The organism is uncultured Idiomarina sp. (assembly GCF_964010655.1).
GTDB classification, from domain to species: Bacteria; Pseudomonadota; Gammaproteobacteria; order Enterobacterales; family Alteromonadaceae; genus Idiomarina; species Idiomarina baltica.
The window spans coordinates 13944-30006 of sequence record NZ_CAXGLS010000015.1 but is presented as its reverse complement, the minus strand read 5'-3'; the positions used below and the strand labels follow the sequence as shown (position 1 = coordinate 30006).

Genomic DNA, 16063 nt, shown 5'->3' with positions numbered 1-16063 from the left:
TCAAGTTGAGCATGGTTTTAAAATGCAGTGTCAATAAGTTTCCCAGTTGCCTGAGTTGCTCTACAACCGACTGTCCCCAATCGGTGCCAAACAAAAATACAGCGCACATTAATAACAATATCAGTGACTCTGTCAGCGCTTGTCCTGCTGATGCTTTAACCATATCAATACCGTCCATTGGCTATAGTTATAGAGGCTAAGTAAGCTGTTTAATGCAGGCAAATGAATGAGTTCGTGCGAGCTATTTACGGATAATCGTTGACGTTTTAACTGACTCAACCGAAATTCAAGTTGTCGCCGCATAGCAACGCGTCCAACAGGCTCAATAAACAGCCAATATTGATAGCCTTGTTGCGTCCCGTAGCCGAATGGTTTCAGACCAATATTTATCGGCGGAGGTTGCGTTGTTGGCTTATTCATGTCTATCGATGATAACCACCAGTGCTTATTTTCTCCTTGATGTAATAGCCAGATTTTTTGTTCAATTTCACAAACCCATAGCTTGAGTTCAGTGGTGACAGGGCAATCAGGGAACTGTTCTTCTAATTGATGCCAGTCCGGCTGTGCAGGCTCTACTAAACGTATCAGCTCATGGACTGGAGCGGGGTCAGCCCATGTCCACATCAACAAAGCCATTGGAATATCCGCGAGCACGTTTCTTCCTCCTCAGGGACGATTTCGTCATCAATATGGCCCCAAATTAATGAATCACTTGAGAACTCTCTGGCAAAAGGCAAAATAGCGATGATGTCACGCACTGCATTCAACCACCCCATGTCTAACACACGATTAATCACCCAACCTGCAGGACGGTCGCGTAACGCCGCATCATCCCTCGCCGACCAATCATTGCGTATCTGCGCCATAGGCCATAGCGATGTTTCTTGTTCAGGCTGCACGAAATTATCGATATCCAGTTCATTCTTTACGAGTTTATCCAACGGTCCGAGAACGCGATGACTGACCTGAGCCGAGGTATAATCACTTGAGCGTTGCAATAGCTCGGAATCTTCAGGCTCAGAAAAGATGCGGTGTCGCTGTTGAGCTAACGTCGTCTCGCTCGTCTTGACAGCGGGTAAGAGTTCATCAGCAATAGACAGCACCAACAGCACCCAAAGTCCCGCCACTATAAGCGACTCGACCAATACGTGACCGCTATTTAATTGTAGGTTAAGTCGACTTTTCATAGGCTTGGATGCCTAATACGGTTTGTTCAATCAGCGATAGGGGCGACAACTTTGTTTGCCAAAGCGCATTGAATAGATTTTCCTTCTCGTGTTTGCTGTCGGAGCGCGGAAATAAACTATTGGGACGCGAAAAAAACACTTCGGCTTTTGCCACGGCTTGTTGCTCCGATTCAGGGTCAGTGACTTTGATAACAATTTTATCAGCACCGAGTCGTGCTTTATGTTGTAAGCGAACAAAGCGAAATGCAGGCTGTTTCACTTTGAGCCGCGGCATCGACTGCCAACCTAGCCACGTTGCCCATGGATTGATCCACTCGGATTCACCGTACAGTGATGCCCAACGTTTTACACGAACATACTGTGCCGAAGCCCCCCACGCCAACGGCAAACGCTCTTTCATACTGCCGAATGCCCAATATTTACGCCAGTGCGCTGAAACTGTATCGATAGCATGCCAATTCCATTCACCATTCCAACGCGTTGCCAAGTCACTACCTCCGGCTCGACGAATTTTTAGTGCATAAGTATCGAGCCAATTGTAGGTTCGCTTTTTAGAAAACGGATCTCGGCTCTTCAGCACTAGCGTTTTAAAAAACGCTGACTGCTCTTTGTCACGTGTTGACTCGACTTGGGTCAACCGCCACCAAAGCGCTGGAAAAGGAACAATACCGCCGCCATGAAAGGCGTCCCACTCTAAACGGTCGTCATGTGCCGCTACCACGTCCTCGATCGAAAATGGAATTTCGGCAATTAAGGTGTGCTGTAATACGGTCTGCAGTGCCGAGATCGCTTGAATAATAGCAACGTGAAGCATGACCACGGCAGACAAACCACGCTCAGTGCCCAATTTAATACCTTTAAGCGCTCGCTTGAGTGTAACCATAGGTCCGGTAAGAACGGGAACAAAGGACAATACCGTGGCGCTATTATTGATTAATGACACCATCATATTGAACCAACTATGCAAGCCCACCCACTGTGCAAGTGCAACTTGGTTACCAATCAGGGCTCGGTTTAATAACGCGGCAAAATTAAGCTGCCGCGCCATTAATACACCTGCACTCATAGCAGCATTATCGGCGACACTTTGTAGATAAAACTGTCGACGAGCATGTTGACCTAGCTGAGTGACTGAGAGCAACGCTAAACAAAGTAAGGTTGATAAGGCTAGGTAAAGCGGTAGTGCCATACCTCGGTTACGTAGAAGACGGTTCATTGTTCTTCCGTTTGGTTAGCTTCGTCGTAATTGCCTAAGTTAATATTCTTTTTCGCTACCGTTGATGCGGTACGCGCTGACTGTCTTGCTTGATTGATTTCCGAAGACGCACTTTGACCTGTCATTTCTTTAGCCAGACCCGCGACTTGGTTTCGTAAGCTTTGCCCAAACATGGAATACACACCAATTGCAGCAACCGCAATTAAGGCAACAATAATGATGTATTCTGTCATTCCCTGACCGTGTTGGCGGTGCTGGGTTCGAGTTAAGTGATTAAATTGACACATACTGATTCCTCGAGCTGTGAAAGGAATCCGCAGTATAGAAGGGAAATGTGAGTATCGCCCTACCCAACGAGGGCGATCTAACTTTAACTTACTCGATATTCAGATATTTGTGCATCTGTACCGACAAACGCCAGTTGCGCTCAATACAGGTTTTCATCGCTAGTTCGGTGGCTCGTGGACGTTGACTAATAGGCTGCAAACAAATAACCACATCCGATTTAAGCTTTTGTCCTTGCAACAATCTATCTAAAGCATCTATATGTTTTTGCATCGCGACCGGGTGCTTGATCTCATCGGCACGACTCAAGCAATCGCTGCGCACTAAATAGCCCCCAGGCATATCGAGCTTAGGCGATACTGTCACCCATGTACCGGCTGTAATGAGCAACGCATAAGTACCGCTTGTCTCTATCTGTAATCGCATACCCTGGGCTTCCAGCGCCTCACCCAGTTCTCGCAAATCATACATTGCAGGCTCGCCACCGGTAATCACGACATGTTTAGCACGATAGCCGCGTTGCTTTATCAGTTCGACAATATCAGCACTGGACATCTCCGCCCACTCGGACGTTGCCTCAGGCTTTGCCATCATCGTTGCAACTGACACTTGGTCTTCTTGCTTCACGTCCCATGTGTGTTGCGTATCACACCAAGGGCAACCAACAGGACACCCCTGTAAGCGGATAAAAATTGAAGGCACACCCGTAAAGGTCCCCTCACCCTGCAGAGTTTCAAAAATTTCGTTAATGCGGTAAGTCATGATTTTCGCTAAAATGATTGGAAGCTTAATTATACGGGGAGTCAGCGAATGTCGCAAAAGGTGGTTGTCATTTATTCAGGTGGAATGGATTCATTTACAGTACTGAATAGAGCATTAGAGCAAGGTCATGAAGTATCGGCATTGTCCTTTAATTATGGTCAACGCCATGTGCGCGAGCTGGATGTGGCCGCTAAAGTTTGCGAAGCACTCAATATTCCTCATAAAATCGTTGATATAACCGCAATTAACACCTTGCTAGCGGGCAGTTCTTTAACTGACGACATTGAGATCCCTGAGGGGCATTACGAAGAATCCTCAATGAAGTCGACAGTCGTACCCAACCGCAATATGATTTTGTTGTCACTAGCGATCGGTTACGCCGTATCCGAGGGCGCAAGTGCCGTTTATTATGGCGCTCACTCGGGTGACCACGCAATTTATCCCGATTGTCGCCCCGAATTTGTACGCCAAATGAACGTGGTTAGTCAGTTGGCAAACTACGAACCTGTAGAAGTGGTTGCGCCGTACCTTGATGTTGATAAAAATGCCATTCTTGCTGACGGCTTGCGTATGGACCTGAACTACGCAGATACGTGGACCTGCTACAACGGACGTGATAAAGCCTGTGGTAAATGCGGTGCCTGTGTCGAGCGGTTAGAGGCCTTTGCCGCCAATGGCGTCACCGACCCCCTTCCCTACGAAGCTTAATTAACCGCTGATACGCTCGATCCAGCGTTGCACTTCCTGCCAACGGTTCGAGCGTTGTAGCTCATCCATACGCTCGTAATTAGCAGCGCCCAACATCGCTTGTAAGCGCTGACGACTGCGAGCCGACGTATCAGGTAACGGCTGTTGCAGTAGTTCAAAGGCCGCATCGCGATCATTACATACCAGTACCATGTCGCAACCCGCTTGCAGTGCTGCCAAAGCGCGCTGACGCATATCGCCGACCACTGTCGCTCCTTGCATCGACAAATCATCGCTAAAAATCAGCCCGTTAAAGCCCAGTTGTTCGCGCAGTATGGTTTGTAACCAATAATGAGAGAATCCCGCTGGCTGCGGATCGACCTGCTCGTAAATCACATGCGCAGGCATCATGCCGGCAAGTCGATCGGCCAACATATCAAAAACAGGGAGATCGGTATTAAAAATGGCTTCTTTTGAGCGGCTGTCAACCGGCACTGCAAAGTGCGAATCCGCTGCTACCGAGCCGTGTCCAGGAAAATGCTTACCTGTTGCACCCATACCTGCTTCATGCATGCCCTCAATAAATGCTTGCGCGATATGCGCGACCTGCTGAACGTCGCTTGCAAAAGCACGGTCACCAATCACTTCGCTGCATCCATTAATGTCTAATACCGGTGCAAAACTAATATCAATACCGACGGCTCTTACTTCGCGTGCCATAAGCCAACCCAAATCTTGTGCTGCAGCTAGCTGTTCATCGTGCGGCAGCTCAGCGATACGAGCCATTGCGGGGATAGCACTGAAACCATCGCGAAACCGTTGTACTCGCCCGCCCTCATGGTCAACAGCAACTAACAAGGGAGTTTCAGACGCGGCGCGAGCAGCCGCCACGAGGCTTTCTACTTGTTCGATACTGACAAAGTTGCGGGTGAACAATATCAGTCCGTTAACATCCGGATGCGCTAATAATTGCTTATCTTCGGCGGTTAACTCAGTACCCGCGATATCGATCATTACCTGTGCCATGTCATTGTCTCATGTGTTCGTGTTGATAACCGTTAGTTTGCCAGAGGTGACCGAATTGTACAGCTTGACCCCTGTAAAAAATAAGCATGTAATAAGATCATTAACACGTCGTTAACAAGAGTGGCCAAAATGAAACCTCTACGTTCAGTCTTATCATGCTCGTTGTGCGCTGCGCTTATCGCTTGTGGCGGTTCTTCGTCCGATAACAGCAATACCACAGGTGGAGGAAATAACTTCGCCAGTTGCTCGTTCGCGGATCAAAACCAACGCTTCTTCGAGTACATGCAGGAAGATTATTTTTGGAACGACAGCCTACCGCAAACCATTGAACCTGAGGCCTATGACGATGTTTATCAACTACTTGAGGAATTGCGTGCCCCCGAAGATCGATACAGTTATATTTTGACGCAAGATGAATATGACGCCCTGTTTGTCTCAGCTGAATACGCAGGCTTTGGTTTTTCTCAGCAACAGATTAGTGCTGAACGTGTGAAACTACGTTTCGTCTACCAAGACTCACCCGCATGGGACGCTGGCATGCGCCGTGCAGACGAAATTATTGCGATCGATGGCGTTCCCGTTTCACAACTCCTCGCGAATGGGACCTACAACGATGCATTGGGACCTGCTGAGTCAGGCATCACAAGGGATATTACCTGGCGAACTCCGACCGGGGACGAGCAAAGCGCGACTATTACCAAGGATGAAGTGGCAACGAACACAGTAATGGGTCAAACGATTTGGCAGCTTGATGGTCAAAGTGTGGGTTATTTTACCCTTGATGCGTTTATCAATCGGACAGGTAACGACCTCAATCAAGTATTCAATGAACTGGATGCCAACAACATCGACCGTTTAGTGATTGATCTGCGATACAACGGCGGAGGGTTAATTCGTTATGCTAACCAACTTGCCACCCAGACCGCAGGTACGCAAGTACAGGGCAAAACCTTCATTCAATATCGCTTCAATGATAATAACGCGGCGCAAAATGAGACGGTGCCCTTTAGTTTGGTTGATGGCATCCGTCAGCTCGATCTGGATCAAGTCATTGTACTCACCACAGGGGCGAGTTGCTCGTCCTCTGAGTTGGTAATTAACTCATTACGGCCGCACGTTGATGTGATCACGATCGGTGAAACCAGTTGTGGTAAACCTGTGGGTCAACAACCACAAGAGTTATGCGATAAGGTCACCTTCGCTATTAATTTTGAAACCGTGAACTCGGAGGGACAAGGTCAGTACTATGATGGTCTATCGCCTGACTGCCCAGTAAATGATGCAATTGTCGCCGATTGGGGCGAGTTTGCCGATCCGCTAACCGGTGCTGCTCGCGATTTCATTGTTAACGGTCAGTGTCCAGTGAGTACCGCAGCTATGGAGCACGTATCAACACCCGCTTACAAAAACGCGCCTATCTTTACCATGAAAGATAAGCGCGCCACATTACAGTAAATACCACGTCCAGAGCCGTGCGTTAATCACGCACGGCTTGTTTGCGTAAATCACCCTTCGTGGTATAGAACTGATTGTTTTCGATAATACCGGGGGCAAAGCTATCGACACCAATCGCTGTCATTCGAAGTTTTTCGGTATGAGCCAGCTTATCGGCTTCTTCTGCACTGATAATATTAAGCTCTTTCGCCTTATCGGCTAACGCCTGACCATTCAAGTTACCCGATAGCTCACCGCGTTTTTCGGCCTTACGAAGCTTCTTATAGACGTCTTTCATATCCAACATCGCTAAGAATGCTTTCTCCATATGACCTGTCATATCGTTCTCATCATCTTTCCAATAGCATAAGAACGTGTGACGATCGCGAGTGATACCCGGCTTCATCATGTCAGTACTAATGTCTTGTAATAACTCATCCGACGGCTGTGCAAAGTGATTACCCAATGGGAATACCATTGCGCGCATGAGTACCGCCACTGAACGTTTCGGGAAGTTGCGGAAGAATCCATCAAATGCATAACCAATCTTATGTAGGTGGCTCTGCACTGCATAATGCACATAAGGTAAGTCAGCCGCTTGTCGTCCTTCGTCCTCGAAACGCTTCAGCACCGCTGACGCCATATACAAGTGACTCAAAACATCACCTAAACGCGCAGAGATCATTTCTTTACGTTTTAAGTCACCACCCAGCATTAGCATCGACACGTCCGCTGCCATGGCTAAGCCACGACTAAAGCGCGTTAAGTGCTGATAATAACGACCCGTTTCACCACTGACCGGCGTTTCATTAAAGCGCGAACTTGTTAAACCCATCCAAAGGCTGCTGAACACATTACTAACGGCAAAGCCAACATGTTTCATCAGCAGGCCATCGAATGCCATTAAACCTTGCTCTTCATCTGGGTTCGAAGCGGCTTTCATTTCTTCTAGGACATACGGGTGACAGCGTGTTGCACCCTGACCAAAAATCATCAGGTTACGGGTTAGAATGTTCGCGCCCTCGACCGTAATCGAGACCGGCGTCGCCATATAATTATGACCCAGGTAGTTGTGTGGACCTAGCTGAATCCCTTTACCTGCGTGAATATCCATCGCATGTTCGATGACCTCACGACCCATCTCAGTCATGTGGTACTTGGTCATAGCCGTAACAACCGAAGGTGATTTGCCCTGACATAACGCAGATACGGTGAGCCGGCGCATCGATTCTAAGGTATAGTTTGTTCCACCAATTTTACCCATAGCGCTCTGCACGCCTTCGAATACACCAATCGGTAAACCGAACTGTTGCCGCACATAAGCGTACGCACCTGTCATACGTTGTGTGACGTGACCTGAAGCTGCCGCCAATGCGGGCAATGAAATACCACGACCAGCAGATAGACACTCAACCAACATGCGCCAGCCTTTACCCGCATAATCCGCGCCGCCAATGATCCACTCTAAAGGAATGAAAACATCTTCACCGTAGGTGGTCCCATTTAAAAACGCTTGATTCAGCGGGAAGTGTCGGTCACCCGTGACCACACCTTTATGTGATGTTGGAATCAACGCGCAGGTAATACCCAGTTCTTTCTTGTCGCCTAGCAAGCTTTCAGGGTCGTACAACTTGAATGCCAAACCCAGAACCGTTGCAGAAGGCGCCAACGTGATATAACGTTTTGACCAATTTAGACGAATACCAACGACTTCTTTGCCCTCGTGTTCACCTTTACAAATAATGCCTTCATCGGGAATAGCACCTGCATCAGAGCCTGCTTCGGGACCCGTTAATGCAAAACATGGGATATCCGTACCGTCCGCTAAACGCGGGAGCCAATAGTTTTTCTGTTCATCCGTACCGTAATGCGTTAACAGCTCGCCTGGACCGAGAGAGTTCGGCACCATCACCGATACTGCAGCACTGATAGAGCGTGACGCGATACGCGAAACAATGTATGAGTTAGCCGCTGGAGAGAAATCTAAACCACCATATTCCTTACCAATAATCATGGCAAAGAAATGCTCCTTGCGTAAAAAGTCCCAAACAGGTTTAGGCAAATCTCTATCTTGTTGAACGATTTTAAAATCATCCAACATATCCAATAACTCAGCCAGCTGATTATCGACGAACGCCTGCTCTTCACTGGTCAACTTCGGCTCGGGCGTTTCTAGTAGCTTCTGCCAATCTGGACGTCCACTGAACAACTCGCCGTCCCACCAGATATCACCTGCCTCCATTGCCTCACGTTCAGTGTCTGACAACGGCGGAAGAATGCGTTTAAATAATTTGAACACAGGCTTAGTAATTAAGCTGCGACGAATATCACCCACTGCGAGTACAATGACCAACAGCACGATAATTAATATCAAGATTTCCATTCAACTCTCCAAACAATGGGACTTACAGTCAGTCTAGAACAACCTAGCAGAGCTGTCTGCCTTTAAGGACGTTCAAGTCCACCTGCTATAAATACGATCAAATGTTCAATGACGGTTTTAATATTCACTTCATAATTAAACTCAGCTCGGGCGATTTCAATCAGTGCCTGCCCAGATACCTGCGCAAACACAGTCGCACCAAGTACAAAGTGTAAGCGCCAAAACATTTCTTCATCAGAAAGCTCTGGGTTGGCTCGGTGTAACAGCGACAAAAGGTGCTGTAACACATTGCCGAATGCCGATTGCGTATAGCGTCGTAAATGACCCTGAGTTTCTGAGTAAGCAAAACCGAGTAGCCGAAGGAAGCGCTCGGTGCCGCGTTTATGAATACCGTTCAACGAAAATAATGGCAGCTTGAAGGCTTCAAACACCTGCAATGTTGTTAGCGCTGATTCATCATCAAGACCACGTAACTCCTCATCCAGCGCAGGCATGAACACATCCATGTAGCGTGCTACCACAGCCTGAATGAGTGCTTTCTTAGAACCAAAGTGATAGTTGACGGATGCTAAATTAACATCCGCTTCTTGGGTAATTTGGCGTAAAGACGTTTGTTCAAACCCCTCTTTCGCAAACAATCGCTCGGCGGTATCGAGTATCCGCTTCTGTGTTGAGGGCTTGTTAGACGACGCCCGCACTGATGACGGGGCGTCGCTAGCATGACTTTTAAGATTAGACATGATTAGAAACACACATTTTAAACATGCGTTTAATTTAATCGATGTCGTTTCAGCGATCAAGTGTTCGCTGAAATATTATGGCAAGTTACCACATCGGCGAGTAATTTACAGGTACCCAGTCATAGGCATCGCCATCGCTTTTTACTTGGCCCACACCAGGAAATGGTAAATGCGCGCCCGCGACGTAATAACCCTCTTTCTCTGCCTCAGCATAGGCTTTGATGCGTCGCTCTCGCGCCTCATCTTGATTACTATCAAACGCAATCGTCACTTTCGGTTGATCAAACTGCACTTCCGCGACGTGCATAATATCGCCCCAAAAGACTAAGGTTTGGTCACCTGCATCCAACCGATACATCGTATGTCCTGGCGTATGGCCATAGGCTTCAACACTTTTTATATTCGCGGCGAGCGTTTCGCCCGCAACAAAAGGTTTAAACTGACCGGCTTCTGCGTAAGCACCCAAGGCTTTCATCGCAGCTTTAAAACCACCCTGTTGTGCTTCAGGCACTTGTTGCATTTGTTGCTTTGATAGCCAGTAGTCCGCGTCGTGTTTATCCGCGCGAACGGTCGCATTTTTAAACACGCGTTCTCCATCATCGATCAGCCCGCCGATATGGTCTGAGTGCATGTGAGTAATATACACCTCATCGATTTGATCGGTACTATAGCCAGCTGCCTCGATATTACGGACGAGATTACCTAAAGATGCGCCGAACATTGAGCCCGCACCGGTATCTATCAAAATGAGAGACTCACCGTCATTAATAAGGTAAGCATTGACCGATGTTTCCAACGGTGACTGACGATAAAATTCGGCGAGTTTTTCACGCACCTTGTCCGCATCCATTTGTAACAGCTGATGCACCGGTAACTCTGTCGTACCATCAGATATAGCCGTTACCTCGACATCACCTAACATCATACGGTAATAGCCCGGCGCCGAAGTCTTTTGCTGAGGAGCGCTTGCAATCGCACTGACACTCAAAGTGGTAGCCAACGTTAAGGTTAAAACTGAACGTTTAAACATGGTTTTTTATCCTCTATAGAATGAACTCAACCTAACCATACGTCTAGAAACAGCATTATGACCAATCCAACCATCAACCCGCCACTGGCTTTAGAATGCTCACCCTCGCGGTGAGTTTCAGGAATAATTTCATGGCTAATGACGTAAATCATCGCTCCGGCTGAAAGCAATAACCCCCAAGGCAACAGCCACTCCGTTAAGCCAACAAAAATCCCACCTAACAAACCACCTATCGGCTCAACTAACCCTGTCAAAGCACCAATTAAAAACGCCTTAAAGCGCGAATAGTTAAGGGCTAACAAGGCCAAAGAAACGGCCAACCCTTCTGGCACATTTTGTAAACCAATACCGGAGGCAATCGCTATAGTTGCGTCCCAGTCCTCGCCAGCAGCCGTTATACCGACCGCTAAGCCTTCTGGGATGTTGTGAATCGTGATCGCGATAATGAATAGCCACAAGCGACTTAGACGTGAATTGACGGGGCCTTCAGTGCCTTTGATAAAATGCTCATGAGGTACGGTCTTATCAATAAGAGCAATGAGTAAAGCGCCAGCGAGGATACCCGTAACCGCCATTAACGGAGGAATGATCCCATCGCCATAGAGATTACTGGCAATCTCTAGCGCCGGCACAATCAAAGAGAAAAACGCTGCAGCCAACATCACGCCAGCAGCAAAGCCAAGCAGAATATTGGTATGACGCTGACTCGGTTGCCAGCCAATAAGAACAACACTGGAACCTAGTGCTGTCATCAAGCCACTAGCCCCGCTTACAAAAAAGGCAAGCAACCAAGGATCCATAAATTAGTCCTACGTTTTGATAAAAAGGTATCAGTGTCGCCAGTAGTGGCGATGAAACAATATCAGCACGGTCATTATTTCTAGACGCCCGGCTAACATGGCAAACACCAGTAATAATTTAGCACCACTCTCTAAACTCGCGAAGCTACCCGAGGGACCGATCACTTCACCCAAACCGGGACCTACGTTACTTACGGCAGAAGCGGCACCCGAGATCGCCGTTAGGAAATCAAGATCAAACAAAGATAGTCCTAGCGCGATGAATGCAACGAGGAGAAAATACATAAAACAAAAGGCGACCATAGAACCCAGTAAGGCATCATTGACACGGCGATCTTGGTAACTTTGAACCCTAACTAAGTTCGGGTGTATTAGCTGACTAAACTGCTTTTTGAGTAGCAGTTGTGAGAGCTGAAAACGAAAGATCTTCATACCGCCAGCGGTAGAGCCCGTGCAACCACCGACAAACATCAAGTAGAAAAACACCATTAATGCCCAGTTTCCCCACTGTCCGTAATCTTCGCTTGCGTAGCCGGTCGTCGTTACGACCGATACCACGTTAAAGGCTGTATGAATTAATGCATCAAAGACATCTCGACCACGCGTACCGTGCACCAGTGTGATAAAGGTAATTGCGACGGCAAGAAAAATCAGAAAAGCACGTACTTGGGAATCTTGATACAGCGGACCAACATCCCCCTTCAGCGCACGAATATATAAAACAAAGGGCAAAGCACCGGCGACCATAAAGAGTGTTCCCGTTATCATCAAAAACGGGCTATCGGCAAAATGTCCGAACGAGGCATCATAATTGGAGAAGCCAGCCGTCGCAATTGTAGTCATGCCGTGCACAATCGCGTCAAAGGTGTGCATCCCGCCAAACCAATACAGCAACATCACCAGAAGCGTTAAAAGAATATAGACTCGCCCAATCGCAAATACCATATTGCTCGAACGAGGCATAAATTTACCGGAGATATCTGAGGATTCAGCTTGGAAAAGTCGCATACCACCGACTTGCAAAAACGGTAATATCGCCATCGCCATAACAATGATACCGATGCCGCCTAACCATTGCAGCATGCCACGCCAAAGCAGCACCGCGCGAGGGAGGTTATCAAGCCCAACAATCACCGTAGCCCCTGTCGTGGTGATGGCGGACATTGATTCGAACCAAGCATCTGCGAAGCTCAAGTAGGGTTGCGCGAAAATAAATGGCAGTGCCGAGAATAGGCTTGCAGATAACCAACAGAGTGATGTCAGCAAAAACACTTGTCTAGCTCGTAATTTGGCATCACCCGATTTTTGTAGAAACAACGCGGTACCGACTACCACACCGATAACAGCTAACGTGAGGTAGGTCCATTGTTCTTTTTCGCTGTTTGCGACGGCTACCGCAAACGGTAATAGCATTGCGATGGATAACAATGCTAACAAGCCGCCGACTGCTCGCGACAAAATTTTTGCCGCATCAACGCCAGTAAGTTTAGTTGGCGCCTGCATATGTGACGGCTTTAACATGGCAACGGTTTAGTTCGTAGTATCGAGGGGGGCAAATGATTTGACCAAGTCGTCAACTGCTTTCATTTGCTGCAAATAGGGTTCGAGTTTTGCCAATGGTAGCGCACAAGGACCGTCACACTTTGCTTCATCTGGGTTTGGGTGTGCCTCAATAAATAGTCCGGCTAATCCCAGCGCCATTCCCGAACGCGCTAACTCGGCAGCTTGCGCCCGACGACCGTCCGCCGAATCGAGCCGACCTCCAGGCCGCTGTAAAGCATGCGTCGCATCAAACACGACCGGTGCCATTGACTTCATGTCATCCATGCCCAGCATATCAACAATTAAATTATTATAGCCAAAGCAACTCCCCCGCTCGCATAACAAAATACGTTCGTTGCCTGCTTCATTGAACTTCTTGATGATATGTTTCATCTCATGCGGCGCTAAAAACTGCGGTTTTTTAACATTAACCACCGCGCCCGTTTTTGCCATAGCCATAACTAAGTCGGTTTGACGTGCCAAAAAGGCGGGTAGCTGAATAATGTCAGCGACTTCAGCTACCGGCGAGGCCTGATAAGGTTCGTGTACATCCGTGATAATGGGTACATTAAAAGCCTGTTTTACAGCTTCAAATATTTTTAAGCCTTCCTCTAATCCGGGCCCTCGAAACGAATGAATCGATGAGCGATTTGCTTTATCAAAAGATGCTTTAAAGACATAAGGGATACCTAATGCCTCGGTCACCTTCATAAAGTGCTCAGCGGTGCGGAGCGCGAGATCCTGAGATTCGAGTACATTGAGACCGCCAAATAAAACAAACGGACGCTGGTTATCAAACGTAATATTACCCATTTCAACGGATTGCATACTAACGCTCCTTAACTACCGACAACACGCAGGATTTGACCGGCTAAATAAGCCATATAAGTACCCAATGCATAACCCATCACGGCCAATAATACACCAACCGGAGCTAGCGAAGGATGAAAAGCGGATGCAACCACGGGCGCGGACGCAGCACCGCCAACATTGGCTTGACTTCCCACAGCCATGTAAAAGACAGGGGCTTTTATGAGCTTAGCAACAAGTAGCATCAAGCCTGCATGAATCATCATCCAAATAGCACCTATCAAGAAATATTTAGGGGCATCAACGATTGCGGTGACGTCCATATGTAAACCAATACTGGCGACTAGAATATAAACGAAAACAGAACCAATTTTAGAGGCGCCAGCCGCTTCAAGAGACCGGGCACGCGTGAACGATAATGCGATCCCGCCTGCTGTTGCTAATACGATGACCCAGAAAAACAAACTATCTAAGCTAAAACGACTTAAGTACGGCGCATGCTCTCCGATGGCGGGTGCTATCCAATCGGCCAGTAAATGAGCCAAGCCCGCTACCCCAAAGCCAACAGCTAAAATCAACATCAAGTCGCGTAAACTGGGATTACGCACGTGTTCAGCCTCGTATTTTTCAACTTTCGCGCGAATTGCGTCAATCGCCGAGGTATCCGCGCCCGTGCGCGCATCAATTTTCTTGGCGTTTGCCGCCATATAAAGCAGTACTGCCATCCAAAGGTTGGCAACAATGATATCGACTGTAACCATTGCAGAGAAGATGTCGCCGCCGACTTCGTAAACTTCTTTCATCGCCGCTTGGTTTGCACCACCACCTATCCAACTACCTGCAATCGTAGTCATGCCGCGCCAAACCGCATCCGGTCCTGCACCACCCAGTAGCTCTGGGAAGACTAAGGAGACCAACAGCAACGCTATGGGCCCCCCTATAACAATACCCAACGTACCTGTTAAAAATAGAATAAGCGCTTTTGATCCCAAACCTACAACCGCTTTCAGATCTAAGCTCAGAGTCAATAGCACCATACACGCAGGTAAGAGATAATCCATGGTGATATCTGTCACAGCAGTGGCATTGCCATCGACAATATTAAATGTGTTCAGCAGTGATGGAATGAAATAACACAGCAACAATGCTGGAACGTATTTATAAAACTTTTCAAACGCAGGATGTTTGCTCGAGTGGGTATAAAAAACCAACCCTAAAATGGCTAATAGCAAGCCAATAATCACACCATCATTGGTGATCAAAGCGGTCGTCTCTGCAACCTTAGGTGCAGCTGCCAGCATCTGGATACTCCTTAATTTTAATCATTCTTATTAAACTGTTTTTATCAATGAACAATATGCGACGGTCCAGCATAATTTTCCAATTGTAACTTTAACAACTGAGCGCTGGGGTCATCAGGACATTGCTCAACGAAAAATTGATAGTCGTCTGCTGCAATATGCTGACAACCTAATTCTTCGTACAAATAACCACGATCTCGAATCTCATAGGGATCGTTGGGCCGTAAAACGAGCAACATCTCAATACAACGCAACGCTTTCTCGAAGCGAGCCTCAGCCATGAAGCATTGTTTTAATTCAGTCAGATACGCTTCGATAAGCGCTGACTGCGGTGTTGCTTCTGCCCACTCCCAACAGAATTCTGCATCTCCGTCCATCAGGTGATCGAACCGATGAACAATATCTTCGTAGCGCACTGACTCGCCCGTATGAGGATCAAAAAAGTACGCTTGGTTGTGCGCTTCATATTTAAGTAGCGGATAACCGGGAAAGTCAATCAGTTGAACATGCAAGCCATGACGGTGCGCCGCTGCGTGTAATAACATTGCTAACACCAAGGGCACACCCGTGCGTTGCATACACACATCATGGATTAAAATTCGATGGGATTTAACCCATGATTCAGGCGCATCGCTGTAACCCAATTGGCGATAAAAATGACGTCCCAACTGAGCCATTTTATCTGCCGCGGAGGCGTCTTCCTCGAAACCTCCAAAGTTGTCCACTTGTTGCCAAAATTCATCAATATCGGCTACCTTTCGATAGCCAAGTTGACGACTGATTTCCCAAATAATATCAATTGTTGGTAGCCATTCTTGTTCACTGGACTCAAGAAAAGAATACGACATGGTCACCTAAGT

16 protein-coding genes are annotated in these 16063 nt (G+C 47.6%); 2 read left to right on the top strand and 14 right to left on the bottom strand.

All coding sequences use genetic code 11. The features are described 5' to 3' along the window. Window positions 1-132 precede the first annotated feature (132 nt). The 5 genes from ABNS04_RS05695 to queE form a co-directional block, all read right to left on the bottom strand. On the bottom strand, window positions 133-636 hold the full coding sequence (locus ABNS04_RS05695) for a hypothetical protein (RefSeq protein WP_040487724.1): 504 nt from the start codon (window positions 634-636) through the stop codon (window positions 133-135). After that, a complete protein-coding gene (locus tag ABNS04_RS05690; protein WP_272978265.1) occupies window positions 624-1187 on the bottom strand; it encodes a hypothetical protein in 564 nt (187 codons plus the stop codon). Before ABNS04_RS05690 ends, ABNS04_RS05695 begins: the two co-directional genes overlap by 13 nt. Continuing rightward, window positions 1171-2403 (bottom strand): hypothetical protein, encoded by a 1233-nt coding sequence (locus ABNS04_RS05685; protein WP_272978264.1) that lies wholly within the window; start codon window positions 2401-2403, stop codon window positions 1171-1173. The genes ABNS04_RS05690 and ABNS04_RS05685 overlap by 17 nt, the downstream gene beginning before the upstream one ends. Then, a complete protein-coding gene (locus ABNS04_RS05680) occupies window positions 2400-2690 on the bottom strand; it encodes a pilus assembly protein (RefSeq protein WP_272978263.1) in 291 nt (96 codons plus the stop codon). The genes ABNS04_RS05685 and ABNS04_RS05680 overlap by 4 nt, the downstream gene beginning before the upstream one ends. A gap of 88 nt (window positions 2691-2778) precedes the next feature. Then, the gene (gene queE / locus ABNS04_RS05675; protein WP_272978262.1) at window positions 2779-3450 is read right to left on the bottom strand and encodes a 7-carboxy-7-deazaguanine synthase QueE; all 672 of its coding nucleotides are present in this window, start codon (window positions 3448-3450) and stop codon (window positions 2779-2781) included. 48 nt (window positions 3451-3498) lie between these two features. Here queE and queC point away from each other — a divergent pair, with 48 nt between their 5' ends. Next, window positions 3499-4158, top strand: coding sequence for a 7-cyano-7-deazaguanine synthase QueC (gene queC / locus ABNS04_RS05670; protein WP_006955228.1), 660 nt, complete (start codon window positions 3499-3501; stop codon window positions 4156-4158). Here the strand turns inward: queC and nagZ are convergent, their stop codons facing one another. Continuing rightward, window positions 4159-5163, bottom strand: a complete 1005-nt coding sequence (gene nagZ / locus ABNS04_RS05665) for a beta-N-acetylhexosaminidase (protein WP_272978261.1) — start codon at window positions 5161-5163, stop codon at window positions 4159-4161. 129 nt (window positions 5164-5292) lie between these two features. On the opposite strand from nagZ, the gene ABNS04_RS05660 reads away from it, so the two are divergent. Next, window positions 5293-6618: a S41 family peptidase gene (locus ABNS04_RS05660; RefSeq protein WP_006955226.1), complete on the top strand. Its 1326-nt coding sequence runs from the start codon at window positions 5293-5295 to the stop codon at window positions 6616-6618. A gap of 22 nt (window positions 6619-6640) precedes the next feature. Here the strand turns inward: ABNS04_RS05660 and ABNS04_RS05655 are convergent, their stop codons facing one another. From ABNS04_RS05655 to ABNS04_RS05620, 8 genes are all read right to left on the bottom strand, one after another. Further along, window positions 6641-8980, bottom strand: a complete 2340-nt coding sequence (locus ABNS04_RS05655) for an acyl-CoA dehydrogenase (RefSeq protein ID WP_272978260.1) — start codon at window positions 8978-8980, stop codon at window positions 6641-6643. A gap of 62 nt (window positions 8981-9042) precedes the next feature. Next, window positions 9043-9720 carry a TetR/AcrR family transcriptional regulator gene (locus tag ABNS04_RS05650; RefSeq protein WP_272978259.1) on the bottom strand — a complete coding sequence of 226 codons (678 nt, stop codon included), beginning with the start codon at window positions 9718-9720 and terminating at the stop codon, window positions 9043-9045. Window positions 9721-9805: 85 nt separating this feature from the next. Then, on the bottom strand, window positions 9806-10750 hold the full coding sequence (locus ABNS04_RS05645; protein ID WP_348671222.1) for an MBL fold metallo-hydrolase: 945 nt from the start codon (window positions 10748-10750) through the stop codon (window positions 9806-9808). A gap of 26 nt (window positions 10751-10776) precedes the next feature. Next, window positions 10777-11550, bottom strand: coding sequence for a ZIP family metal transporter (locus ABNS04_RS05640; protein WP_006955222.1), 774 nt, complete (start codon window positions 11548-11550; stop codon window positions 10777-10779). A gap of 30 nt (window positions 11551-11580) precedes the next feature. Further along, on the bottom strand, window positions 11581-13071 hold the full coding sequence (locus tag ABNS04_RS05635) for a TrkH family potassium uptake protein (RefSeq protein WP_242603652.1): 1491 nt from the start codon (window positions 13069-13071) through the stop codon (window positions 11581-11583). A gap of 9 nt (window positions 13072-13080) precedes the next feature. After that, window positions 13081-13920: a 3-deoxy-8-phosphooctulonate synthase gene (gene kdsA / locus ABNS04_RS05630; RefSeq protein ID WP_006955220.1), complete on the bottom strand. Its 840-nt coding sequence runs from the start codon at window positions 13918-13920 to the stop codon at window positions 13081-13083. Window positions 13921-13931: 11 nt separating this feature from the next. Next, entirely contained in the window at window positions 13932-15203 is a 1272-nt protein-coding gene (locus ABNS04_RS05625; protein WP_272978257.1) for a DUF819 family protein, read from the bottom strand. Between the two features lie 44 nt (window positions 15204-15247). After that, window positions 15248-16051: a tetratricopeptide repeat protein gene (locus ABNS04_RS05620; protein WP_006955218.1), complete on the bottom strand. Its 804-nt coding sequence runs from the start codon at window positions 16049-16051 to the stop codon at window positions 15248-15250. Between the last annotated feature and the right edge of the window lie 12 nt (window positions 16052-16063).

Coding starts and splice junctions, on each gene's coding strand:
- ABNS04_RS05695 (WP_040487724.1), bottom strand. CDS start 636: ATGGCTTTGTTGATGTGGACATGGGCTGACCCCGCTCCAGTCCATGAG.
- ABNS04_RS05690 (WP_272978265.1), bottom strand. CDS start 1,187: ATGAAAAGTCGACTTAACCTACAATTAAATAGCGGTCACGTATTGGTC.
- ABNS04_RS05685 (WP_272978264.1), bottom strand. CDS start 2,403: ATGAACCGTCTTCTACGTAACCGAGGTATGGCACTACCGCTTTACCTA.
- ABNS04_RS05680 (WP_272978263.1), bottom strand. CDS start 2,690: ATGTGTCAATTTAATCACTTAACTCGAACCCAGCACCGCCAACACGGT.
- queE (WP_272978262.1), bottom strand. CDS start 3,450: ATGACTTACCGCATTAACGAAATTTTTGAAACTCTGCAGGGTGAGGGG.
- queC (WP_006955228.1), top strand. CDS start 3,499: ATGTCGCAAAAGGTGGTTGTCATTTATTCAGGTGGAATGGATTCATTT.
- nagZ (WP_272978261.1), bottom strand. CDS start 5,163: ATGGCACAGGTAATGATCGATATCGCGGGTACTGAGTTAACCGCCGAA.
- ABNS04_RS05660 (WP_006955226.1), top strand. CDS start 5,293: ATGAAACCTCTACGTTCAGTCTTATCATGCTCGTTGTGCGCTGCGCTT.
- ABNS04_RS05655 (WP_272978260.1), bottom strand. CDS start 8,980: ATGGAAATCTTGATATTAATTATCGTGCTGTTGGTCATTGTACTCGCA.
- ABNS04_RS05650 (WP_272978259.1), bottom strand. CDS start 9,720: ATGTCTAATCTTAAAAGTCATGCTAGCGACGCCCCGTCATCAGTGCGG.
- ABNS04_RS05645 (WP_348671222.1), bottom strand. CDS start 10,750: ATGTTTAAACGTTCAGTTTTAACCTTAACGTTGGCTACCACTTTGAGT.
- ABNS04_RS05640 (WP_006955222.1), bottom strand. CDS start 11,550: ATGGATCCTTGGTTGCTTGCCTTTTTTGTAAGCGGGGCTAGTGGCTTG.
- ABNS04_RS05635 (WP_242603652.1), bottom strand. CDS start 13,071: ATGTTAAAGCCGTCACATATGCAGGCGCCAACTAAACTTACTGGCGTT.
- kdsA (WP_006955220.1), bottom strand. CDS start 13,920: ATGCAATCCGTTGAAATGGGTAATATTACGTTTGATAACCAGCGTCCG.
- ABNS04_RS05625 (WP_272978257.1), bottom strand. CDS start 15,203: ATGCTGGCAGCTGCACCTAAGGTTGCAGAGACGACCGCTTTGATCACC.
- ABNS04_RS05620 (WP_006955218.1), bottom strand. CDS start 16,051: ATGTCGTATTCTTTTCTTGAGTCCAGTGAACAAGAATGGCTACCAACA.